The organism is Pseudomonas sp. GW821-FHT03A09, assembly GCF_059421065.1.
In genome coordinates this window covers 406,255-430,131 of the sequence record NZ_JBWKUX010000005.1, presented here as the reverse complement: position 1 = coordinate 430,131, position 23,877 = coordinate 406,255, and the positions used below count along the sequence as shown (strand labels likewise).

The window sequence follows — 23,877 nt, the reverse complement described above, 5'->3', positions numbered from 1 at the left end:
GAGCGGGGCAAGCCCGCTCACTACAGGGTCACGCTTTGTTCAAGGCTTGAGCGGCCGCCAGTACGGCATCTACATGGCCCGGCACTTTCACGCCGCGCCACTCTTGACGCAGCACGCCATCCTTGTCGATCAAGAAGGTGCTGCGATCAACACCCAGGTATTCCTTGCCATACAGCTTCTTCAGCTTGATCACATCAAACAGCTGGCAAACCGCTTCGTCCTTGTCGCTGATCAGCTCGAAGGGGAATTCCTGCTTGCCCTTGAAGTTCTCGTGGGACTTCACGCTGTCGCGTGACACGCCAAACACCTCGGTGTTGGCGGCCTTGAACGCCGTGTACTGGTCACGAAAGCCCTGGCCTTCAGTCGTGCAGCCCGGGGTGCTGTCCTTCGGATAGAAGTAGATCACCACTTGCTTGCCCTTGAGGGCGGCGAGGCTGAAGGTCTGGCCGCTGGTGGCCTGGGCTTCGAAATCGGCCACGGGGGTGTCGATGGCTACCGGCATGGTGTCTTCCTTACATAGGGTTCTGTGGGCGCCATGGCTCGATCAGGGCGTCGAGGTTCAGGGCATCGGCGAAATCCAGGAACTGGTCGCGCAGCCAACTGATCTGCACGCCGGCCGGCAAGGTCACGGTGAACGTGGCGTTGAGCATGGTGCCGCCGGTCTGTGGTGCCTGGTAGGTGTCGCAGGTCAGGTTCTCCAGCTCGACGTTGTGGTCGATGAAGAACTGGCACAGCTCATTGACGATGTCCGAGCGGTACGCCGAGCTGACATACGCCACATAAGGCAGTGCCTGTGGGCGGTTTTCCAGCGCGGCACTGCGTACCACGTTGACGGTGAAGTCGTGCTTCTTGGCCAGGCCCGGCAGGCCGGTTTCCAGGCGCGCCAGGGCATCCCAGCTGCCGGAAATCTGCAGGACCAGCGCGCTGCACTCGCCATGGCGGGTCAGGCGGGAGGTCACGACGGCGCAGCGGTTCTCATGGCTGGCGCGGCACAGGACGTTGGTCAGCTCCATGGGGTTGGCGCCGAGGGCACTGATAACAAGGAATTGTTCGCGAACTGTGGGGGTGGACATGCAGCCTTCCTAAAGCGATGAGCGGTCGATACCGTGTGGGCTGTATCGATCAAAGGATGAAGGGTAGCGAAAAGCGTCGCCAAGGGCTAGGAGGTGGCGTTTTCATTGCGTGATAGGTCTGATTTCATCGTGCTACGGGCCAGGCTTTGGCCCAATGATGGCATTGCCCGTCGTTTAGTTGATCCAGAACGCATCCTCAGGCGGTACTTCGCTTGTGCAAGCATCTTGGCGCCAGTACCATTACGGCTCTCTTTTTCCGGCAGGAGCGGTTGCATGATTGCGGGCAGTATGGTGGCACTGGTCACACCCATGGATGCACAAGGTCATCTCGACTGGGACAGCCTGGGCAAACTGGTGGACTTCCACCTGCAAGAAGGCACCAACGCCATCGTTGCGGTCGGCACCACCGGTGAGTCGGCGACCCTCGATGTGGAAGAACACATCCAGGTGATCGAGTTCGTGGTCAAGCGTGTCGCGGGTCGCATTGCCGTGATCGCCGGTACGGGCGCCAACTCGACGCGCGAAGCGATCGAACTGACCAAGAACGCCAAGAAGGCGGGTGCGGACGCTTGCCTGCTGGTGACCCCGTACTACAACAAGCCAACCCAGGAAGGCCTGTATCAGCACTTCCGCGCCATCGCCGAAGCGGTTGAAATCCCGCAGATCCTCTACAACGTTCCGGGCCGCACCGCCTGCGACATGAAGGCCGAGACCGTGATCCGCCTGTCCACTGTGCCGAACATCATCGGCATCAAGGAAGCGACCGGCGACCTGCAGCGTGCCAAGGACATCCTGGCCGGCGTGAGCAGCGACTTCCTGGTGTATTCCGGTGACGACGCCACCGCTGTCGAGCTGATCCTGCTGGGTGGCAAGGGCAACATCTCCGTGACCGCCAACGTGGCCCCGCGTGCCATGAGCGAAATGTGCGCCGCCGCCATCGCCGGTGATGCCGTGACCGCCCGCGCGATCCACGAGAAGCTGATGCCGCTCAACAAGACACTGTTTATCGAATCCAACCCTATTCCCGTGAAATGGGCACTGACTGAAATGGGCATGATGCCGGACGGTATCCGTCTGCCGCTCACCCGTCTCAGCGAAGCCTGTCACGAACCGCTGCGACAGGCCCTGCGCCAGTCCGGCGTCCTGGTTTAATTGAGGAAGCACTACGCATGAAGCGATTGGCCGGACTTTCCGCACTTGCCTTGATTATCTCCAGCACCAGTGGTTGCGGTTGGATTTGGGGCCCGGAAGGCTACTTCCGTGACCGCGGCAGCGATTACCTGGACGCGCAAGCGACCAAACCGATGCAACTGCCGCCTGATGTCAATGTCGCCAAGCGCCTTGACCCTCTGTTGCCGATTCCACGCAACGTAGCCGACGACACCGTCAAAGGTGAATTCGTGGTGCCGCGTCCACAGCCAATCACGGCCGTGGCGGATGCCAGCGACTACAGCCTGCAGAAGAGCGGCGACAACCGCTGGATCGTGGCCCAGCGCCCGCCAGCCGAAGTCTGGCCGGTGGCGGTGCAGTTCTTCCAGGACAATGGTTTCCGCCTCGACCAGCAGCGCCCGCAAACCGGTGAGTTCACCACTACATGGCAGCGTGGCAGCGAACTGTCCGCCAACATGGCCCAGCGCCTGCTGGCCGGTGGCGTAGCGGCTGACAGCGAAGCCCGTGTGCGTGTGCGCATCGAGCCTGGCGTGCAGCGCAATACCAGTGAAGTCTATGTGGTCAGCGCCGAGCGTCCTAGCGGCAGCACCACCAACGTTGACTTCACCAACCGCTCGGTCAACACCGGTGTCGATGCCGCTCTGGTCGACGAGATGCTGGCCAGCATGAGCCGTATCTCCGAGAAGGGTGGCTCGGTTTCCCTGCTTGCCGCCCGCGACTACGACACGCCTAACCGCGTCAGTCTCAGTGAAGACGGTAGTGGCAACGTGGTACTGAACCTGGGTGAAGACCTGGATCGTGCCTGGGCCAGTGTAGGTCGCGCGTTGGAGAAAGGCCCTTGGCGTGTTGAGGACATCAACCGCAGCCTGGGCCTTTACTACATCAACGTGGCTGAAAAGGCCGAGAAGAAAGACGACGAGCCAGGCTTCTTCGGCAAATTGTTCGGCAGCAAGCCGACCAAGGAAGAGATCGAAACCCGCGCCGAGCGTTATCAGGTTCGTTTGAGCAAGGTTGGCGACAGCGTGCAAGTCACCGTCGAGAAGAACATCAACACCGTTGCGCCGGCTGAAACAGCACGCAAAGTGTTGGGCGTGATTCAGGACAACCTGGGCTGATTCGATGCGTTTTGCCGTTCTCGGCAGCGGTAGCCAAGGGAACGGCACGCTGGTCGCACATGACGACACGTATGTGCTGGTGGATTGTGGTTTCTCGTTAAAAGAAACCGAGCGGCGCCTGCTGCGACTGGGGGTTCACCCCTCGCAGCTGAGCGCGATTCTGGTGACCCACGAACATGCCGACCACGTGCATGGCGTGGGTTTACTGTCTCGGCGCTACAATCTTCCGGTGTACCTCAGTCGCGGCACCTTGCGCGGGATGCGCAAACCCATTGAACCTGCAGGCTTCCTGGCCGGTGGTGAGCAACTGCAAATCGGTGCGTTGGGCATCGATGTGATTGCCGTCGCACACGACGCCCAGGAACCGACGCAATATGTATTCAGTGGCGGTGAGCGACGTTTCGGCGTGCTTACCGACCTGGGTTCCTACTGCGCGAAGGTGCTGGACGGTTACCGCGACCTCGATGCCTTGATGATCGAGTCCAACCACTGCCGAGACCTGCTGGCTCGTGGTCATTACCCGTACTTTCTCAAGCAACGGGTGGGCGGCGAACTGGGACATTTGAACAACCACCAGGCGGCATACCTGGTGTACGAGTTGGGCTGGCAAGACCTGCAACACCTGGTCCTGGCCCACCTGAGCAGCAAGAACAACCTGCCGACGCTTGCCCGGCAATGTTTTGTCGACACCCTCGGGTGCGACCCGGACTGGCTGCAACTGGCCGATCAAGATTCAGGGCTCGACTGGCGACATATCGCCTAGCCCACCTCACTCAAATCGGAGCCCATCATGGAAAAACGTGAAGAACTCTACCGCGGCAAAGCCAAGTCGGTTTACAAGACCGACGACGCCAACCGCCTGATCCTGCTGTTTCGCAACGACACTTCGGCGTTCGACGGCAAGCGTATCGAACAACTTGACCGCAAAGGCATGGTGAACAACAAGTTCAACGCCTTCATCATGCAGAAGCTCGAAGCGGCCGGCATTCCGACCCAATTCGACAAGCTGCTGGGCGACAACGAGTGCCTGGTGAAGACGCTGGACATGATCCCGGTCGAGTGCGTTGTGCGTAACTACGCTGCCGGCAGCCTGGTCAAGCGTCTGGGCGTGGAGGAGGGCCTCAAGCTCAATCCTTACACCTTCGAATTGTTCCTGAAGGACGACGCCAAGGGCGACCCGTTCATCAACGAATCCCACGTCGTGGCGTTCGGTTGGGGTACCGCTGAGCAATTGGCGCGCATGAAGGAGTTGTCCCTCAAGGTCAACGACGTGCTGAGCAAACTGTTCGACGACGCCGGCCTGCTGCTGGTGGACTTCAAACTGGAATTCGGTGTGTTCCACGACGGCTCCATCGTCCTGGGCGACGAATTCAGCCCGGACGGCTGCCGCCTGTGGGACAAGGACACCAAGAAGAAGATGGACAAAGACCGCTTCCGCCAGGGCCTCGGTGACGTGATCGAAGCCTACGAAGAAGTCGCCAATCGTCTCGGCGTACCGCTTTAATCGACGCAAGCATCTGATAGCACGGAAAAAAATCTCTTTTGGGGTTTGCTTCCACGAAACACACTGTTATGATGCGCGCCGTTGGAGAGATGCCAGAGTGGCCGAATGGGACGGATTCGAAATCCGTTGTACCTTCACCGGTACCTAGGGTTCGAATCCCTATCTCTCCGCCATTACATAGAAAAGCCCCGCAGATCAAAGTCTCGGGGCTTTTTGCATTTCAGGACTCTACGTAAAATACATCGCCTTTAGCGCTCCTTGTCGCTCTTCTCTACGTCGATTGGCATTATTCGCGAACCCAAGCGCTTCGACCGTCATTCCTCTTGAGCAGTGTCCTACGCATCCTGAAGCCAAGCCATAGCTACGGGTGTGCTCGGACCTTAGCCTTTACGCTCTCTTCTTGAAAGATCCGGACAGTGATGTGTGATGTATACAGCGCTGGTTTTAGTACTCAGTAGAGGTTTGCCGTGATGCCGACGGTGCCTAGGCGGAAATTTGATCTTTGAGATAGGGACCAAGGACGAAATCAACTCGATCAAAAACCAGACCTAGGGATTGATGTGCTGATGCATAGCTCTCTTCGTCCCACGTCGACCATACAAGGCTATCTGGCAAGCGATTGGGGCAGAGCGAATCCGAGTCACTGAAAAGCACTTCGCTGTGTACGCGGCAAACCAATTTCCTGATTGAACGCACAGTACAGGCCATGCACTTAAGCGAAGGGCGATAGCAATATTGTCGCTGATATCCATCTGGGGCCATTCTCCCAGAGGTGTATTTATCCTCGACAATTACAAAAGGTTGTCGTGACAGAAACGTCTGCATGACGCACCCTAAGTATGTTGAAGTCCTTGAGCGCAGGCGGGCCCGCGGTGCAAGGGTTGCCGGGCTGTTTCCAGTCGATGCTCTGCGTCGTCAGGAAGACCAGCAGTACCGCGCTAAGGCATCCCGCATCATCCTTGGCGTTCCGGTCTGAGCCCGACCGGCACTTGCCCTGAGGCGGTAGCTGAACTTGCATGGGGTCAGCCCTTGCAGTCGATCAGTACCAGCCCTGGAGTTGTACGGCCATCGTATTTCTTATGGGTGTATAGAAGTGCGAAGAACAGTGCCATTTTCAGTGTCAGGATGGGGCGGGTATCCATGGGGACCAAACGCACATCCAGGCCCTTGAGCTTCTGGGCGCGCTGCCATTGGTCTAGGGGAAAGGCAATTTCTTCCTTGTTCAGCGAATAAAAAAGTACGATATCCAGATCACCTGGAGTGCTTTTCAAGGTCAGGAAGCTGCCTCCGACCAGTGCGATATCAGCGCTCAATCCTGCATCGTTCAATTCGCTAATCGACAGTTTCAACTGAGCCGCAAGTCCCTGTCTGGGAGGGCTCGGGTAAGCCTCGCAGAAGTGCGAGAGCGAGGTGACGTAAGGTGCGGAGTTCAATGGTGTGCTGGTGATGTCAGAGTCGAGAAAGGCCGGAAATGCACGTTTGCTCGCCTGGTTGTAGTAGCACGAAAGCAAAGTGTCTAATTCGTCTGCAGGCATGTTGCATTCTCCGCTGCTGGTTGTGATCTGGGGTGAAAGAGCCGAATAGGTATTGAGGTGGGGTGGTAACGGTTCTAGTTGATTGCGCCTTGATTAAAGTTGCGCTGGCTCGGGGGGTACAATAGATCTTTTATTCTTGAGTCAAACTCGTCAGTTTTGGAGTTGTGCGGATTTTTTTCAGTCTTGGTGGAAGGGGAAAAAATATTCGGAACATGCTCCGTCAGGGGGTGCAACGGTCCCGAATGATTCTTTGAGGGATCTGTGTCGGATGGGACCGAATAAGCTGAGTATTCCTTTATACAGTTCTCTTTCTCGATGCCTTCTGGTGCATATTGGCAGGCTTGTCGGGCATTGCGTTTGAAACACGCTGCTCGTTCCGTTTCCAATAATCGGTTTTGGCAAGTGCTCACTGAAAGTAAGACTTGCGCAAGTTTTCCCCAACCAGTACCGCCAGAAAATGAGTCGGCATTTAGCGTGTTGGATATTAAGATGCAGACAACTAAAGCTATCTTTTGATGCAAGGGTAGGGTGAGCATATAAGTTGTCCATATTATGGATATTTCGGGCTATATAGCACGATTTCTTGTTGCCTGCAAACGTTGTTCATGGGTTTTATTTAGTTTGCCGCCTGTAAGAAAAGTGCAATCTCCAGCTGTTACAACGGCTGTCAGGCAATAGTTCCTCAAAGGTTTATCGTCGCTATGGAAGGCAATGTAGTTGAAAGGAAGCTCCTGCTCTATCCGGACCTGAAGTTACTCGCGGTCGAAACGCTGCGGTATGTCGGCAGAACGAATAAACAGCTCGTTGTCCATGGCCATCGAAACAGAGCTGAGCAGCTGCAAATCATTCACAGTGATGACTCGTTGGCAGTACTGCGACATTCATTGAGTCCGTACTACATGCAGAGAAATCCGCCGGCCCATGTAGCGAGTCGTTCACTCAGTGAAGTTGAGGCGATGAGCCAGCTCGCCGAGGCCTTTGCAAGTTGCATGGAGCAATACCGACCTCTGCAGTTCTACAGGTTCATCGAGGCGCTGGGTTGCCTGTTACTGGAAAAGCCAACCTCGCTTCGCAAGGGCTCGGTTTTTACCACGGCGGATCGACAGGGCAGTCGGGTCAAGTATCCTGATGCAGATCATATAGAGCCTGCGTTGAATGAAATGCACAGGTTCATTCTCTCTCGTAAGGATTCACTTCCTGATGTCGTCACTGCTGTTGTTGTGTCTACAGTATTGTTGAATTGCCATCCTCTGGTGGACGGAAATGGGCGAGCAGCGAGGATATTGTTGAATTTTTTGCTATTGCGTAGTCCACAAAATTACTTGCACTTATACGACGCTTATTCGGCAGCTCAGGGCGGTTATCAGATTCGTGTGCGAATGGCCGAGACTTTGGGTGAGTGGGATGAGTTGCTGGGTTTCTATTGTTCTTTGATCAGCCGGCTATGTGCGGCTTGATACAGCGCCTCAAAGGAACTTGATGCGTGCGTTAATGGCCAGGGAAGGAAAACCAGGGAATGATATTTACTTCATTGAGCGAGGTTTGCAATGCGTGAACTAACGGCTGCAGAGTTGCTGCTTGTTTCCGGCGGGAGTCCTACAGATCCTACTTCGGATTGGAATGATGAAAATGGAGTTCATGACAGCATAAGTAGCAGCGGCGGCGGTGGGCATAGCTTTACCTTTACCACCCCCAATGGAGTACAAGTTACTGTCGGTAGTATGAATGGCAATTCGATAACAGAAACCCATGGCACCAATCAACCGTCTACGCCGAGTGGCTTCCAGGGCGCGACTAACAGTTCTGTCGATCCCAATGGCGGGGCTGGAGGTGGCGTGACGGTCACAATACCAATTCACTAACGCTGTAAAGGTACGACTACTTTTAGTTCGTACCTTTTTTTGAAGAGTTGCAGTCGTTGCGAGTCCAATGATGAAAGTGCGTGGCTTGAGCAATATTGTTCTTATGCTTGTCATGTTGTTGTGGGGGGGGGGAGGCGCCTTTGCGGCGCCCAGTGAACTGCCGGGTATTGAGCAAGCGGCTTTTCTGCCGAAGGCACCGGCCCTTTCAAGGCTTCTGGAAAGACACAATGAGCAGAGTGTGATCGCCGCGATCATTCTGAGGCGCTCGTTACAGTCGGTTGCAGGGGCTGGAACAGACAGCCTTGCATGCGCTCAAATTGTCTCCGAGGAAAGGCGATTGGCCTGCCAGTTATTGCTGCTGGGCGAAGCATTCAATCAAAAGAACTATCAAGAAATGCTTCGGCTTTATCGGCTGCTGGACACGGACAGTAGAGCGATCTGGTCAGCCAAGGTGCCAGGGCTCAATGATCAGAGCCTGGCGGCCATCAAGGAATTCCCCGCTTTCGAACAAGGCCCCGGCCCCGGCGCAACAGCGATCGGGTGGCAGACGGTGGACAACGGTTTTCTGATGTTGCGGGCCAAGCCGTATCTGACTGTTGAAATAAATGGCGTTGCGCTCAAGGCCAAGCTGGATACCGGAGCCAGCGTCAGCCATGTATCAGCCGCCGATGCTCGACGTCTGAACCTGCAGGTCAGTCCTTGGGCGTTCGATCTGGCGACCTATTACCAGGGTTCGACCGCGAAGTCGAAGATGACGCTCTTGAAGACCCTCGATGTTGGAGGACAAAGGTTGAAAAACGTGGCGGTTCTGATGGGAGGCACGGAAACGCTCCTGGGTCTGGACCTGCTCTCCAAACTGGGCCGGATAAGCATCGACGGCTCGGATATCACCTTTGGCGGTACTGCCGACCAGAACCTGTGTGAGTCCAGGGTATTTCTGGGCGGCAACTTGTCCCGTACCACACAATTTTTATTTACCTATCTGCTGGTCGATGGCGAGAAGGTTCCAGTTCTATTGGATACCGGAAACATGGAGTACCTGAGTGGTGGGAAAAAACCGCTCGGCAGTGGTGTTTCCGTTCAAAGCGGCCGGATAAACGACCTGACCGGTTCCTATCATGAAGTTCAATATCGGGTCAGTGAGGTTATTAGCCTGGCAGGCAAGGACAGATCAGCGCAAAGACTGTATTCGCCAACACGCACTTACCTGCTGCCCTATGTTCTGGGATGGAGCGCATTCGAACACTACCAATTGGTGGTGGACTTCAATCAGGGGTGGGGGTGTCTGAACAATGTCCAGTAGGCTGATGGTGTTGATGACCACGCTGTTTTTTCTTCCCTGGGCCTGTTCGGCGGATATGAACCAAGCCTTGGCCGCTTACGCGCAGGAGAACTACGCCAAGGCCTATGAAATCGCCCGGGCTGTGCGTGACAGGGATAACTCTCAGTCGTCGCGTATTTTTATTGCCCGGCTGTTCTTTTACGGACAAGGCGTTGGGCGTGACACTGGCCGGGCGGTCAAGGAGTGGGAAGTGCTTGCGCAGGAGGGGAACATTGCCGCTCAGTCGGTATTGGGCGCCTTGTACATCGAAGGCAGCACGATACCGCGAGATATAGGCAAAGCGCTTTATTACAGCACCCTGGCCGCGGCCGCCAAAGACCCTGAGGCCATTTATAACCTGGGGTATCTAAACGAAATGGGGCTGGACGTAGAACAGTCCTACGCAAAAGCCGAGCACTTGTATCAACAGGCAGCCGATCTGGGCTTGCTCAAAGCATCGCTCCGGCTGGGCTACCTGTATGGCGATGGCGTGGGCTCCCACGCCAGCGCTGTGAATGCCTGTGATTGTTTTCAGAGGGCAGCGGATGGCGGCAATGCCGAAGGGCAACTGTTGTTGGGCAAGTGCTTCGCTACGGGGACCGGGCGCAGCAGGGACTTCCTCGCTGCCTCTGAATGGTATCGCCGGTCAGCCCAGATGGGGTTTTGGCTAGCCCAGGCCAATCTTGGTTACTTGTATGAGAAGGGGCTGGGTGTTCAGCAGGACCTGGACGCCGCGAGAAAATGGTACCTGCTGAGCCGTGAGCATATTCCCAGCGCTAAAACCAGGCTGAAGGCCTTGGAACGGGTGACCCCTCATTGAACAGTGCCCGAGATGATCTGGAACAGCTGTATTCACAAACGGCGGTAGAGGCCCGTTCCAAACAGCGATTATGAGGGGGAGCAAGACCGCATATATCACGGCAGTGCGTTCTATATTGATGCTCAGGTTCGATTGGTGCGTCGTGATGGCGAGTGGCTGATTGCTGAAAAGGGTTTGGGAATTCTTGCAGGAGAGAGCGACAAGGACCGGGATCGCGAAGTGGAGCTGGATGATCAATACGTTCAGTGGCTTGATGAACAGAGCGGTAGCGATGTCTGTGGGAAAAGTCTGATGGCTTGGGAAAAATCCTATATTAATTTTCAGCTATTTATGGAAGTCAAATATTAGAATGTTCCACTCGTCGGAAAATTCTTACTCAAGTATTGTTTTAATGGTTGTTAAATTTTATTTAAATCAATAAGTTAATATTGTTTTTGGCGTAAATCCGCAATTAGTCAGAATGTTGGCTTGATCTAAGTTCGATGTTAGTTTGCCAGCCTTCCTAATTCGACGGATCGAACATGCCTTCTCTTGTGCCAAGGACTCGGCTTCTGCTGGGCGTCTGCCTGCTGACTTGCTTCGCGCTGAACAGCGCGGCGGCTGCCCCGACGCCTGGCGATCAGGACTTGATCCGCGACCGGCAAAACCGCCTGTTGGAAGAACAACAGCGGCGTCTTGAAGAACTCAAAGACCTGCCCGGCGAAGCGGCAAAACCCGTCGCCCCCACCACCCCGGTGGATGCTCGTTGCTTCCCCATCCAAGACATTGAGCTCAAGGGCGCCGATAGCCTGCCTGCCTCTGACCGCGAGCGCTTGCTCAAGCCTTATATCGGCCAGTGCCTGGGTGTGTCTCAGCTTAATGAACTGCTCAAAGCCATTACCGACTACTACATCGACAAAGGCCTGGTGACCAGCCGCGCTTACTTGCCGCAACAGGACCTGTCCAAAGGTCATCTGCAAGTGTTAGTGGTGGAGGGCAAACTTGAAAGTTTGAAAGGCGCCGACAACAGCAAACTGTCAGAGCGCGAACTGGCGATGGCCTTCCCGGGTAAAAACGGCGACTTGCTGAACTTGCGCGAAATCGAGCAGGCCATCGATCAGCTCAATCGTTTGCCATCAAACCAGGCGCAAATGGAACTGGCGCCAGGCGATGCCGTTGGCGGTAGTTCGGTGCTGGTGAAAAACAACCCGCAAAAACCTTGGCGCGCGAGCCTGTCGCGCAATAACGACGGGCAAAAAAGCACCGGCGAACAGCAGTGGGGCACAGGCCTTGAGTGGGACAACCCGCTCGGCCTCGCTGATCAATTGATTCTGCGCGGTGGCCACGACGCCATCAGCGACCACCAGAAGACCTCGAAAAACGCGATGTTCTACTACAACCTGCCGTGGGGTTGGTGGAACTTCAGCTACAGCTACAACCAGAGCGATTACCGCTCGGTCGCGCAGGGCGACGGCTTTGATTTCAAACAGAGCGGTGACAGCCAGAACCACCAGTTGCGTGCCGAGCGCGTGATCCATCGCGATGCGCTGAGCAAGACCTCGATCAACGTCGGGCTGTCGCATCTGCGCACGAACAACTACATCGAAGACAGCCGCCTGGCTGTCAGCAGCAATCGACTCAGCGAATTGCAACTGGGGATCAACCACGGTCGCCGGATGGGCAGCGCCTACGTCAACATCGATCTTGGCGTGCAGAACGGCATCGGCGCCTTCGATGCCCAGCGCGACGATCAGCACCGTGATCGCTTCGGCAACCTCACCGCCACCCCGGACTACCGCAAATACACCGCCACCATCAGTTACCTGCAACCGTTCACGTTGTGGGGCGAGTCGTTCAGCTTTACCAGCCTGGCCACCGGGCAGCGCAGTGAAGACGTGCTGTTCAGCCCGCAACGCATGAGCCTCGGCGGTTCGTCCTCGATACGCGGCTTCAAGGACCAGCAACTGACTGGCGACAGCGGCGGCTACTGGCGCAACGACCTGCGCTGGTCCCGCCCGGTGGCCTGGGGTTGGATGCGCCCCGTGTTCGCGGAATACGGCGCCAGCGTCGGTTACGACCAAGGTGTGATTCGCAATGATCGCTACAACGGCGAAGTGCACGGGCGGGTCTCGAGTAACTCGCTGGAGCTGTTTGCCCGTGGCCAATACGTCAGCACCAGCGTGACCTTTGCCCATTCGCTGGAACGCCCGGGCGCGCTGCTTGAACGCGAAGCGCCGATCTACTTCCGCATGGACTTTTTCCTGTAATTCAACGCCTAGTTGCATCGAGAGTTTGAAATGGATGTTCGCCAATTTGCCTTCCTGGTCCGCCAGCCCTCAGCCACTCTGAAACGCCGTGACACGTTCTTGGGCCTGCCCAAACGTGGGCTGGTGCTGGTGCTGGTGAACGCCATGTTCTGGCAACCGTTGTGGGCACAGGCCGACGGCATTGTCGTCAGCGGTCCGGGAGCAACGGTGGGGCAGGCGGGCAATGGCGTCCCCGTGGTGAACATCGCTGCTCCCAATGGCAGTGGTTTGTCCCACAACCAGTTCAAGGACTACAACGTCGGCGCCAACGGCGTGATCCTCAACAACGCCACCGACCGCACCCAGTCGACCCAACTGGGCGGCATCATCCTCGGCAACTCGAACCTGCAAGGCCGTGCGGCCAACATCATCCTCAACGAGGTCAACGGCGGCGGCCCCAGCCAGCTACGCGGCTACACCGAAGTGGCGGGCCAGTCGGCCAAGGTCATCGTCGCCAACCCCTACGGCATCAGCTGTAATGGTTGCGGCTTCATCAACACCCCCAACGTCACCCTGACCACCGGCAAACCCATCCTCGATAACGGCCGCCTGGACCGTTATCAGGTCGACGGCGGCGCCGTGACCATCGACGGCCAGGGACTGAATGCCAGCAACGTCGACCGCTTCGAAATCATCACCCGCTCGGCGAAGATCAACGCGCAGATCAATGCACGCAACTTGACCGTGATTACCGGTCGCAACGACGTCAACGCCCAGACCCTGAATGCAACCGCGCGCGCCGATGACGGCAGCACCAAGCCGGAGCTGGCGATTGATTCGTCGGCGTTGGGCGGGATGTACGCAGGTGCGATCAAACTGGTAGGCACTGAAGCCGGTGTCGGGGTGAAGCTGGACGGGACGTTGGCGGCCAGTGGTGGGGATATTCAGCTCGATGCCAATGGGCACTTGAGCATGGCGCAGGCGGCGGCCAGCGGCGCGGTCAACGTCAAGGCCGCAAGCCTCGAGGCTCAGGGGGCGGTCTACGCCGGCACTGCGCTGGGTCTGCAGACCCAAGGCGACTTGAACAGCCGAAAAACCCTGGCCGCCCGCGACAGCATCACGCTGTCCAGTGGTGGTCAACTGACCAACAACGGCATTATCGAAGCCGGCGTCAACGCGGATAACACGCGCAACACCACGGGCGATGTCAGCCTTACTGCGCAGACCCTCAACAATACCGGCAACAGTGTGATCGCCAGCCGTGTGCTGACGGTCAACACCCAGGCCTTGAACAACCAGGGTGGCACCCTCAGCGCGAAACAGAGCGCGAAGATCACCGCCGTCACCCTCGACAACCAGAACAAAGGCCGCGTGCTCAGCAATGCCAGCCTGGATGTGAAAGCCGATCGCGTGCTGAACGCCCAAGGTGGGCTCATCACCAGCAGTGGCCCGCTGACCGCCACCCTTGGCGAGTTGAATAACCGCGGTGGCGAAGTGTCCAGCCTCGACGTGGCAGCCCTGAATATAGCCACCCTGGACAACGTCGCCGGGCTGGTCACGGCGGGCAACACTCTGAGCCTCACCGCCAGCGGTGCCGTCAACAATCAGGGAGGTACCCTCAGTAGCCAGGGCACGCTCGCGCTCAAGGCGGGCGCCGTGGATAACAGCGCGGTCGGCCGCATCGCCAGTAACCAGGCATTGACGGCCAACGTTGCCAGTCTCAACAACAACGGTGGCCGGCTCACCAGCGTCAACGGTCTGAACCTGGACCTTAATCACGGCCAACTGGACAACCAAGGCGGCCTGATCCGTGGTCCGGGCCTGGTGTTCAACAACCTCGCCGATGTGGCGAACCAGGGCGGCGAAATTTCCAGTACCCAGGGCTTCACCCTGGCGGCGCAAAACCTCGATAACAGTGGCGGCAACCTGATCAGTGATCAAGGCTTGACCCTGCGGCTCGCCCAGGCCTTGAGCAACATCAAAGGGCTGGTGTCTGCCGGCAGTCTCGACGCCCATGTCGCGAGCCTGGACAACAGCAATGGCATGTTCAGCAGCAAGGGCGCGTTGGATTTGACCGTCGATGGCGCGCTGACAAACCAGAGCGGCGTAGTGGTCGCCGATGGCAACGCCAACCTGATCGCCACGAGCCTGGATAACAGCAACGGCCAGGTTTCCGGCAAGCAAAACGTCAATGCTCGTATCGCTGATGTGGCCAACCACAATGGCCTGGTGATCGCTCAAGGTGTCATGAGCCTGGGTGGCAATGCTCTGGACAACCGCCAGAATGGCCTGGTGTCCGGTACTCAAGGTGTGCAGCTCACCGTTGCCCGTGTCGACAACCGTGGCGGCGAAGTGTCGAGCAAGGCCGCTGTCACCCTCAACGGTGCGCACCTGGACAATAGCGACAGCGGCCGAGTGATTGCGGGCACTGCGCTGAGCCTGACCGTCGATGACATTCTCAACCGCAACCTGGGCGTGTTGCGCGGGCAAACCGGCGTGAGCCTGAGCGCCGCACAACTGGACAACACCGGTGGCACCGTCGCCAGTCAAAAAGACAGTGCATTGGTCCTCAGGGGTAACCTGCAAAATGCTCAAGGCCTGATCAGCAGCGAAGGTTTGCTGACGGTCACTGCAACAGCCTTGGCCAACCGCCTGGGCAGCCTGTCCAGCGCCGGCCAACTGAGTGTCACCACCACGGGCTCCGTGGATAACCAGGGTGGCCGTTTGGTCACGGACAGTGGCCTGGACCTGCGCAGCGCCAGCCTCGACAACAGTCAGAAAGGCACCGTGAGCACGCGCCAGGCGGCACACATCAATACCGGCACCCTGGACAATCATCACGGTGGCGGTATCAGTTCCGCTGAAACGCTGGGCATCACCGCCGGCCAGCTCAACAACGGCGACGGCGGGCAAATCAGCAGCGCCAAGGCTCTTACTGCCAGCGTCAGCGGACTGGACCAGCAAGGCGGTCAGTTGACCAGCGGCGAGTCCCTGAGCCTGGACCTGAACCGTGGCCAGTTGAATAACCAGGGCGGCTTGATCAACGCCCCATTGTTGTTGCTCAAGAACCTCAAGGATGTGAACAACCAAGGCGGTGAAATCTCCAGCCGCCAAGCCTTCACCCTCACTGCCGATAATGTCGATAACGGCAACGGCAAACTGCTGAGCAACGATGCGCTGACCGTGCGCATCAGCCAGGCGCTGTCCAACGTCAAAGGCCTGATCGCTGCGGCGTCGGTGGACGCCCACGCGGCGACGCTCGATAACAGTGGCGGGACGTTCACCAGTCGTGGGGATGCACTGCTCAACGTTGATGGGCAACTGACCAACCAGAACCAGGGCCTGATCAACGCAACCCGCACCCTGACCATCAACAGCGCCGCGTTGGTCAATCAGAACGGTTCGTTGCTGGGCAGCGCCATTGCGCTGGATTTCGGCAGCGCCACAGGCGACTTGAACAACGCTGGTGGTTTGATCACCACAGCAGGTGTCCTGAGCCTGGACCACCTGCGTGATGTGAATAACCAGGGAGGCGAGATCTCCAGTGCGCAGAGCCTGAACCTCAGCGGCCGCACCCTGGACAACAGCGCCGGCAAGCTGATCAGCAACAACCTGCTCGTGCTCAAGGCCAACAACCTGATCAACCAGGGCGGTTTGATATCTGGCTGGCAGGGCTTGACCGTCAGCGGCGAGAGCCTGGACAACCGCAACAACGGCACGCTCTCCAGCCGTTACGGCGACCTCAACGCGACGCTCACCAACCGCCTGCTCAACAGCGGCGCCGGTGCACTGGTCAGCCAGAAAGCACTGACGGTCACCACCGCCGAGTTGGACAACAGCGACAAGGGCATTCTCTCCAGTGCGAGTGATCAGACCCTCACCGTCAGTGGCCTGCTAAACAACGCCCAGGGCGGCGTGATCGACAGCGGCGCAGCCCTGAACCTGACGGCACAGAATCTCGACAATAGCGGCGGCAGCATCACTGGCGGCACGGAGGCCACCCTCGGCCTGCTCGCGACCCTGACCAATACCAACGGTAAACTGTCCAGCGGTGGCCCGTTGTTGATTTCCCGTGCCGCGCAGATCAACAACCAGGGCGGCCAAATCGCCAGTCAAGGTTTGTTGACCCTGTTGACGGGCGGCCTCGATAACCGCAATCGCGGCACCGTCGCGGCCAATGAGCGCCTGACCCTCACTGCCAGCGGTGTCGTGCAAAACGGTAGCGATGGTTTGATCTACAGCCAAAACGCTGACCTGAGGCTCACCGCCAACCGCTTGGACAACGCCAAGGGCGCGGTACAAAGCAAGGCGGGCCTGACACTGGACGTCGCAGGCGATATCGATAACCAAAGCGGCAAGCTGATTGCTCAAACGGGCGACCTCAGCGCGCAAGCCGCCAGCCTCGATAACCGTGGCGGCGTACTTTCCAGCCTCGCAGGCGCGCTGCAAAGCCGCGTTGTCGGTGTGCTGCGCAATGGTTATGACCTGAACAACAACCGCCAGGGCGGCATTGTCCAGGGGCAATCCCTGAACCTGCTGGCTGGGACTCTGGATAACTATGGCGGGCGGCTCTCTGCGCAAAGTGGCAATGCCCTGGTCAGCACCGGTAACTTCGACAACCGTGACGGCGGGCTCTATGCCAAGGGCCTGGTGAGCGTCACCGGCTATGATTTCGACAATAGCGGCGACAACGGTGGCCAGATTGCCGGCCAGCAGATCGACCTCAACCTGAACGGTGCACTGAATAACCGCAAGGGCATTATCGAAAGTGAATCGACCCTCAAGGTCAGCGCCGCCAGCCTGGACAACCAGACCGGTCGGCTGCGGGCGCTGGGCGCCAGCGGCAGCACTGAGTTCACCATCGGCGGCCTGTTTGATAACAGCAATGGCCTGTTGGAAACCGCCAACAACACCCTGACCCTCGCTGCGGGCAGCCTGCAGAACGCAGGCGGCACGGTGTTGCACGTGGGCACCGGCCGCTTCGACATCGCTCCGGGCAACCTCAACAGTGTCGGCGGCAGCCTGGTGACGCGGGGCGACCTGACCGTCAATCAGGACGCCTGGACCAACAGCAGTGTGATCCAGGCCGGGCGCCTGACCGTCAACGTCAACCAACTCGACCAGACCAGCGGCGGTCAACTGTTGGCTGCCCAACGCTTTATCGGCAGCGGCGGAAACTGGTCCACCAATGGCCTGATTGCCAGTGATGGCAGCCTCGACTTGACCCTGAGCGGCGCCCTGAACGGCACCGGGCGCATCAGCAGCCTGGGCAACCTGACCCTCAGCGCCGCGCAACTGAACCTGAGCAACACCGCCAGCATCGCCGGAGGCGGCCTCACCACCGCCAACATCACTGGCACCCTGAACAACTACGGACGCCTGACGTCCTCCACCGACCTGAACCTGACCGCTGGCGCTATCAACAACTACGCGACCCTGGGCAGTGGCCAGAACCTCACCGCCACCACCGGTGCTTTGCTCAATGACCACGGGCTGATCTTCAGCGGTGGCAACATGAGCCTGCGGGTGGATGCGCTGAACAACAGCTACGCCGATATCTACAGCATGGGCGACCTGAGCGTCGACCGTGACGGCAAGGGCGGCTTGGCCAGCAGCATCACCAACAGCTCCTCCAGCATCCAGAGCGACGGCAACCTGAGCCTGGCCGCTTCGATGATCAGCAATCGGCGCTCAGTGCTGACCACTAATGACGGCGGCATCTACACGGCTTCGATCACTGAGTTTCCTTGTCAGGAAGGTCCCAACTATGCCGGCGATTGCAGCGGCGGCAAGGAAAACCACCTGTGGCAAATCGTTCAGCGCGACAAGTTCGAAGTTACCGACGCCAGTGCGGCATCGAGTATCAGCGCTGGAAAAAACCTGACCATTACCGGGGGTGACCTGCTGAACGCGAGCAGCAGCATCGGCACCGCTGGCAACCTGAATATCTCGGTCAACAACCTGGCCAACAACGGGATTGAAACCGGCGAGACCGAAACCTGGCGCCTGTTTATCTCCGAGCGTACCCGTGATGCCAGCGGCTGGTATTCGGCGGCCGCTGCGTTCAACAACCGCTACTCCAGCACGGGCGCAGCCTATAACCCCAAGGACCTGACCGGTCTTGAAGCGGCCATGGCCTCGTTCATCGGCATGACCGAGCAAGAGCGCACGGCGCTGCGTCGAGTCACGAAAATCGACTCCGGTGATCAACGTTACGCGGCCGTGATCCAGGCCGCCGGTGTGGCCACCGTCAAGGCCCAGGGCAACATCGATAACAGCGTTGTGCGGCCAGGCTTCAACTACGTGGGCGCAGGCGCCAAGACCAGCACCGACGCTTCGGGTGCCAGCGCGGCCAACGGTTTCTCGACCCGCATCACCATTAACCAACAGCTTCCACCAGACCTCGCCCAACAGCAGATCAACCCGCTGAGCCTGCCCGGCTTCAGCTTGCCCACCGGCCAGGGCGGCTTGTTCCGCCTGAGCGGCGAGGGCACTGCCATCCCCACCGATACCGGCCCACAAAGCTGGACGTTGGGTGGCAACAACCTGGCGGCGGCGGATCGCCCGCAAGCGGCGCCAGGTACCCCGTCACGCACGGTGGCCGGTCAAGGCTCGGCCAACCCGCTCGACCCGGGCCAAGCGACTGTCACGGGCAGTGGCACGTCAGTCAACGGCTTGACCGTCAACCGCGTGCAAGGCCTGCCCGACAGCCAGTTCGCATCCAACCCGCAAAAATACCTGATCGAAACCAACCCGCTGCTCACCAATCTGCAGCAGTTCATGGGCTCCGATTACCTGTTGTCGAAACTGGGGTATGACCCGGACCAGTCCCAAAAGCGCCTGGGTGACGGGCTCTACGAACAACGCCTGATTCAACAGGCCGTGATCGCCCGCACCGGCCAACGCTTCATCGACGGCCAGACCAGCGACGCCTCGATGTTCAAGTACCTGATGGACAACGCCATCGCCAGCAAGCAACAACTGAACCTGGCGGTGGGCGTGAGCCTTACCGCTGAACAAGTCGCGGCCCTGACTCATGACATCGTCTGGATGGAAAACGCCACCGTCGCCGGCCAACAAGTGCTGGTGCCGGTGCTCTACCTGGCCCAGGCCAACAACCGCCTGGCGCCCAACGGTGCGCTGATTGCCGGCAGTGACCTGAACCTGATGGCCGGGGCCAACCTCGACAACGTCGGCACCCTGCGCGCCACCCAAAACCTGGCCGCCAGCGCCGGACGCGACATGGTCAACAGCGGCCTGATCGAAGCCGGCAACCGCCTCGACCTGCTGGCCACCAACAACCTGACCAACCGCGCCGGCGGCATCATCGCCGGCCGCGACGTCAGCGTCTCGGCGGTCAATGGCGATGTGCTCAACGAACGCAGTGTCACCAGCCACCAGAGCAGCAGCGGCTACCGCACCGAACGCAGCGATGTCGTCGACAACGCAGCGCGTATCGAAGCCGCCAACAACCTGAGCCTGGGCGCCGGGCGCGACGTCAACAGTGTGGGCGGGGTGCTGAAAAGCGGCGCCGACACCGTCATCCAGGCCGGACGCGACGTTAATCTTGTCTCCGCTGAACAACGCAACGCCAACGCGGTGACTGATATGTCTCGCGGCAGCAGCACTACCCAATACGGCACCGTCATCGAAGCCGGCCGCGACTTCCAGGTCGTCGCCGCACGAGACATCAGCGCCATCGGCAGCCAGATCGATGCCAAGCGTGACTTGGCCATGGCGGCCACGGGCAATTTGACCTTGGCCTCGGCGGAGAATGAACAGCATTCGGCGTTCAATTCGAAGAAGGTGACGAGTCAGGAGGATCATGTTCAGCAGGTCGGCACGTCGTTGGTCGCCGGTGGCAACGCTTCTCTAAGCGCGGGCAGTGACCTGGCGCTCATCGCCAGTCGAGTGAGTGCCGGTAAGGAAGCTTATCTGTACGCAGGCGGTGACCTGGACCTGAATGCCGCGCAGAACAGCGATTACAGCTATTACCGCAAAACCAAGACCAGCAGTTCAGGGTTGTCCAGCACCCAGAAGACGCGCATCGATAGCAGCAGTTCAACGACGCAGCAAGGTTCCTCTGTCAGTGCCGACACCGTGGTCGTACGTGCAGGGCAGGACATTGGCACTTCTGCCAGCGACATCGTCTCCACTAACGGCACCAGCTTGATAGCTGGGCGCAATGTGGTGATCGACGGGGCTACTGAAACCTTCGAACAAAGTCATTCCTCATCGACGAAAAAATCGGGTTTGTTGAGCAGCGGCGGGATTGGCTTCACCTTGGGCTCGACCAGCAACCAGAACACCTCGACCAGCTCCACTGAAACCACCCGAGCCAGCAACGTCGGCAGTGTGCTTGGCAGCGTGAATATCGAGGCGGGTAAGGACCTGACGATCAGAGGCTCTGACGTCGTTGCGGGCAAGGACATTCGTCTTGTCGGACAGAACGTCAACATCCTTGCGGACGAAAACAACAACCGGAGCGAGCAGACCTCCAAGAGCAAGAGCAGTGGCCTGACCTTGGCATTGTCCGGGACCGTGGGCAGTGCGGTCGACTCCGCCTACCAGACGGCCAAGCAAGCCAAGAACGAGGACGATAGTCGCCTCTCCGCGTTGCAAGGTGTCAAGGCAGGCCTGACAGGTGTGCAGGCTTGGCAGGCGGCTCAACAAAATGGAGGAATGGCCGGCGATAACGCAGGGCAGTTCGTTGGTATCGCCATCTCGCTCGGCTCGCAAAAATCCAGCTCCAAGCAGACCCAGGAACAGACAGTCAGCCAGGGTAGCAGCCTGACCAGCGGCAATAATCTCACCATCGTGGCAGCCGGTAATGGTACCCCCGGTGCGGACGGTGATATCCGTATTCAAGGCAGCAAGCTTCAGGCAGGCAACGAAATGTTGTTGGCTGCTGAGCGCGATATCCGCTTGGAGGCTGCGGCTAATACGCAAAAGCTCGACGGCAAGAACAGCAGCAGTGGTGGGGCGGTTGGTGTCAGTCTGGGGGTTAGTTCCGAAGGCGGAATGGGCCTGAGTATTTTTGCCAATGCGAACAAGGGTACGGGCAGTGAGAAAGGTAATGGCACTACGTGGACCGAAACGACGCTGGATGCGGGTAAACAAGTCAGCCTGATCAGCGGGCGAGACACCGCCCTTAAGGGCGCACAGGTCAATGCTGAGAAGATCACTGCCAACGTAGGCCGTGACCTTACGCTGCAAAGCTTGCAGGACACCGACGATTACAAGTCCAAGCAAACCAATGTCAGTGGGGGCGCGAGTATCGCCATTATCGGCACGGGTGGAAGCGCGAGCCTTAGCGTCAACAAAAGCAAGATCGACTCCAAATACGAGAGTGTGCAGGAACAAACCGGCCTGTTTAGCGGCAAGGGCGGTTATCAAGTCGATGTGAAAAATCACACACAGCTCGATGGCAGTGTCATTGCCAGTACCGCAGACGCCGACAAAAATCGGCTGAGCACAGGGACTCTTGGTTGGAGTGAGATCAAGAACAAAGCCGATTACACCAGCAAGCTGCAGAGTGCCAGCGTCAGTAGTAGCAGCGATGGCGCTGGCAAATTTGTCAGCAACATGCCCAGTGGCACGTTGATCGCCTTCAACCATGGCGACAGTGCCAGCGGCACTACTTCATCGGCTATTTCCAAAGGCACCCTGGATATTCGTGAGCCCGCCAAACAGCAGCAGGACGTTGCGACTCTGAGCCACGACGTTGAACACGCCAACGATAGTATCAGCCCGATCTTCGACAAGGAGAAAGAGCAGAGACGGTTGCAGCAGGTGCAGTTGATTGGGGATATCGGTACACAGGCTGTAGACATCGTTCGAACCCAAGGCCAGATCGATGCCGATAAAGAGGCTCGTGCTGAACTTGATAAGCGTGGTGTCAAGGAGCCTGGCAAAGATGCCAGCAAAGAGGATATCGACGGATACAAACAGCAACTGATTGCTACGGACGCCTACAAACGGATCATGGAGGACTACGGTGTGGGCGGTAATTACCCGCGCGTAGCTCAGGCGGTGACGGCAGCATTGCAAGGACTGGTAGGGGGAGACATCGGTTCCGCCCTTGCTGGTGCATCGGCACCGTACCTAGCGCAAGTGATCAAGAAAACAACTGGAAACAATACCGCGCTCAATACTATGGCTCATGCTGTATTGGGAGCGGTGGTGGCGCAAGCTCAGGGCAACTCGGCGCTGGCAGGTGGGGCTGGAGCGGCGACGGGCGAGTTCATTGCTCACCAACTGTATCCGGGCATCAAAACCTCCGATCTGACGCAGGAGCAAAAAGAGACGGTTGTTGCGCTGTCGGGCTTGGCGGCGGGGTTGGCCGGGGGGATTGCTGGTGGTGATCTGGGCGGTGCGGTTGCCGGGGCAAATGCAGGAAGAAATGCGGTAGAGAACAACGCCATCAGTGATATCGCCGAAGCATCAGCGCTAGGTAAAACACAGGCGCAACTGGCTGAAGAGCGCGTCAAAGCAGAAAATGAGCACTACAAGGAGCAAAACTGCGCAGGACTGAGCGCGCAAGCGTGCTCGGCGCAAATGTATGATGAGCGTCGTAAAACACTTGCTTATACGGTAGCGGGTGGTGCGGTAGTCGCTGGAGCAGTGGCAGGCGCAATGTTGCTTGGTCCGGCACTGTTAAATTCCTGTGGGATGAACCCAGTTGTTTGCACCGAACTGACATTAGCTGCAGTTGAGGTGCCTTTTGGTGCCGCGACGGCTGGTGGTGCGGCGCTGGGTATGGGAGGGTTTGGCAGTCTTGCGGCGAAGGAAGTTGCTGCTACTGCCGATGCTGCTGCTGCGGTTCGAAATGCTGAAACCGCGAAAGTGGTTAATCAAGTTGAACCAGAGGTCCTTGCAAAAGTTAATGGTGGACGTGCGCCATACTCTGAGTTAAACGGCGCAATTGGGGAGGCTCGGGGTTGGAATCAGGCACTTGAATCAGGGCAAATACCAATTTCCGGACCAGGGAAGGCGTCATTACCTGGAGCTGATTTCATTACATATGATTCTGCAACGCGATCTGTGATCGTCTGGGATGCCAAATACCGTGCTCCTGGAGGAAGCTATCCATCGTCTTTGGCTCCGTCTAAACTGCAGGCATGGCAGACAGAAATTATCAATTCTGTAAAAAATATGCCGGATGGGCCAGCTAAAATATCAGCAGAGAATGCATTGAAGGCTGGTAGGGTCGAAGGTCGAATATTCAAGTGGCCACAATAGGCCAGGGAGGG

Annotated in this window: 14 protein-coding genes and 1 tRNA gene; 11 read left to right on the top strand and 4 right to left on the bottom strand. The window is 58.2% G+C overall.

The genetic code is table 11. From position 1 onward, the window contains the following. Nucleotides 1-28 precede the first annotated feature (28 nt). Together AC07V4_RS12310 and AC07V4_RS12305 are read right to left on the bottom strand one after the other, a co-directional pair. Nucleotides 29-502 (bottom strand): peroxiredoxin, encoded by a 474-nt coding sequence (locus AC07V4_RS12310; RefSeq protein ID WP_492636106.1) that lies wholly within the window; start codon nucleotides 500-502, stop codon nucleotides 29-31. 10 nt (nucleotides 503-512) lie between these two features. After that, nucleotides 513-1,073: a glycine cleavage system transcriptional repressor gene (locus tag AC07V4_RS12305; protein WP_003189463.1), complete on the bottom strand. Its 561-nt coding sequence runs from the start codon at nucleotides 1,071-1,073 to the stop codon at nucleotides 513-515. Between the two features lie 273 nt (nucleotides 1,074-1,346). On the opposite strand from AC07V4_RS12305, the gene dapA reads away from it, so the two are divergent. The 5 genes from dapA to AC07V4_RS12280 all read left to right on the top strand — a co-directional run bounded on the left by dapA (nucleotide 1,347) and on the right by AC07V4_RS12280 (nucleotide 5,035). Further along, on the top strand, nucleotides 1,347-2,225 hold the full coding sequence (dapA, locus tag AC07V4_RS12300) for a 4-hydroxy-tetrahydrodipicolinate synthase (protein ID WP_090366213.1): 879 nt from the start codon (nucleotides 1,347-1,349) through the stop codon (nucleotides 2,223-2,225). 17 nt (nucleotides 2,226-2,242) lie between these two features. Then, nucleotides 2,243-3,358, top strand: a complete 1,116-nt coding sequence (gene bamC, locus AC07V4_RS12295) for an NlpB/DapX family lipoprotein (RefSeq protein WP_492636107.1) — start codon at nucleotides 2,243-2,245, stop codon at nucleotides 3,356-3,358. 4 nt (nucleotides 3,359-3,362) lie between these two features. Then, on the top strand, nucleotides 3,363-4,121 hold the full coding sequence (locus AC07V4_RS12290) for an MBL fold metallo-hydrolase (RefSeq protein WP_492636108.1): 759 nt from the start codon (nucleotides 3,363-3,365) through the stop codon (nucleotides 4,119-4,121). 27 nt (nucleotides 4,122-4,148) lie between these two features. Then, nucleotides 4,149-4,862: a phosphoribosylaminoimidazolesuccinocarboxamide synthase gene (gene purC, locus AC07V4_RS12285; RefSeq protein WP_492636109.1), complete on the top strand. Its 714-nt coding sequence runs from the start codon at nucleotides 4,149-4,151 to the stop codon at nucleotides 4,860-4,862. 83 nt (nucleotides 4,863-4,945) lie between these two features. Beyond that, nucleotides 4,946-5,035, top strand: a tRNA-Ser gene (locus tag AC07V4_RS12280). An 849-nt stretch (nucleotides 5,036-5,884) separates the two neighbouring features. Here the strand turns inward: AC07V4_RS12280 and AC07V4_RS12275 are convergent. Together AC07V4_RS12275 and AC07V4_RS12270 are read right to left on the bottom strand one after the other, a co-directional pair. Then, complete coding sequence (locus tag AC07V4_RS12275; RefSeq protein WP_492636110.1) at nucleotides 5,885-6,397, bottom strand: DUF6932 family protein; 513 nt, start codon at nucleotides 6,395-6,397, stop codon at nucleotides 5,885-5,887. A gap of 74 nt (nucleotides 6,398-6,471) precedes the next feature. After that, nucleotides 6,472-6,933, bottom strand: coding sequence for a hypothetical protein (locus tag AC07V4_RS12270; RefSeq protein ID WP_492636111.1), 462 nt, complete (start codon nucleotides 6,931-6,933; stop codon nucleotides 6,472-6,474). Between the two features lie 165 nt (nucleotides 6,934-7,098). Between AC07V4_RS12270 and AC07V4_RS12265 the strand changes: the two genes are divergently transcribed. From AC07V4_RS12265 to AC07V4_RS12240, 6 genes are all read left to right on the top strand, one after another. After that, the gene (locus tag AC07V4_RS12265) at nucleotides 7,099-7,854 is read left to right on the top strand and encodes a Fic family protein (protein ID WP_492636112.1); all 756 of its coding nucleotides are present in this window, start codon (nucleotides 7,099-7,101) and stop codon (nucleotides 7,852-7,854) included. A 475-nt stretch (nucleotides 7,855-8,329) separates the two neighbouring features. Next, nucleotides 8,330-9,562 carry a retropepsin-like aspartic protease gene (locus AC07V4_RS12260; RefSeq protein ID WP_492636113.1) on the top strand — a complete coding sequence of 411 codons (1,233 nt, stop codon included), beginning with the start codon at nucleotides 8,330-8,332 and terminating at the stop codon, nucleotides 9,560-9,562. A gap of 13 nt (nucleotides 9,563-9,575) precedes the next feature. Beyond that, a complete protein-coding gene (locus AC07V4_RS12255; protein WP_492636114.1) occupies nucleotides 9,576-10,400 on the top strand; it encodes a tetratricopeptide repeat protein in 825 nt (274 codons plus the stop codon). A 135-nt stretch (nucleotides 10,401-10,535) separates the two neighbouring features. Further along, a complete protein-coding gene (locus AC07V4_RS12250; RefSeq protein WP_492636115.1) occupies nucleotides 10,536-10,748 on the top strand; it encodes a hypothetical protein in 213 nt (70 codons plus the stop codon). A gap of 173 nt (nucleotides 10,749-10,921) precedes the next feature. Beyond that, a complete protein-coding gene (locus AC07V4_RS12245) occupies nucleotides 10,922-12,646 on the top strand; it encodes a ShlB/FhaC/HecB family hemolysin secretion/activation protein (RefSeq protein ID WP_492636116.1) in 1,725 nt (574 codons plus the stop codon). Nucleotides 12,647-12,676: 30 nt separating this feature from the next. After that, nucleotides 12,677-23,866, top strand: a complete 11,190-nt coding sequence (locus AC07V4_RS12240; protein WP_492636117.1) for a hemagglutinin repeat-containing protein — start codon at nucleotides 12,677-12,679, stop codon at nucleotides 23,864-23,866. Nucleotides 23,867-23,877 lie beyond the last annotated feature (11 nt).

Coding starts and splice junctions, on each gene's coding strand:
- AC07V4_RS12310 (WP_492636106.1), bottom strand. CDS start 502: ATGCCGGTAGCCATCGACACCCCCGTGGCCGATTTCGAAGCCCAGGCC.
- AC07V4_RS12305 (WP_003189463.1), bottom strand. CDS start 1,073: ATGTCCACCCCCACAGTTCGCGAACAATTCCTTGTTATCAGTGCCCTC.
- dapA (WP_090366213.1), top strand. CDS start 1,347: ATGATTGCGGGCAGTATGGTGGCACTGGTCACACCCATGGATGCACAA.
- bamC (WP_492636107.1), top strand. CDS start 2,243: ATGAAGCGATTGGCCGGACTTTCCGCACTTGCCTTGATTATCTCCAGC.
- AC07V4_RS12290 (WP_492636108.1), top strand. CDS start 3,363: ATGCGTTTTGCCGTTCTCGGCAGCGGTAGCCAAGGGAACGGCACGCTG.
- purC (WP_492636109.1), top strand. CDS start 4,149: ATGGAAAAACGTGAAGAACTCTACCGCGGCAAAGCCAAGTCGGTTTAC.
- AC07V4_RS12275 (WP_492636110.1), bottom strand. CDS start 6,397: ATGCCTGCAGACGAATTAGACACTTTGCTTTCGTGCTACTACAACCAG.
- AC07V4_RS12270 (WP_492636111.1), bottom strand. CDS start 6,933: ATGCTCACCCTACCCTTGCATCAAAAGATAGCTTTAGTTGTCTGCATC.
- AC07V4_RS12265 (WP_492636112.1), top strand. CDS start 7,099: ATGGAAGGCAATGTAGTTGAAAGGAAGCTCCTGCTCTATCCGGACCTG.
- AC07V4_RS12260 (WP_492636113.1), top strand. CDS start 8,330: ATGAAAGTGCGTGGCTTGAGCAATATTGTTCTTATGCTTGTCATGTTG.
- AC07V4_RS12255 (WP_492636114.1), top strand. CDS start 9,576: ATGACCACGCTGTTTTTTCTTCCCTGGGCCTGTTCGGCGGATATGAAC.
- AC07V4_RS12245 (WP_492636116.1), top strand. CDS start 10,922: ATGCCTTCTCTTGTGCCAAGGACTCGGCTTCTGCTGGGCGTCTGCCTG.
- AC07V4_RS12240 (WP_492636117.1), top strand. CDS start 12,677: ATGGATGTTCGCCAATTTGCCTTCCTGGTCCGCCAGCCCTCAGCCACT.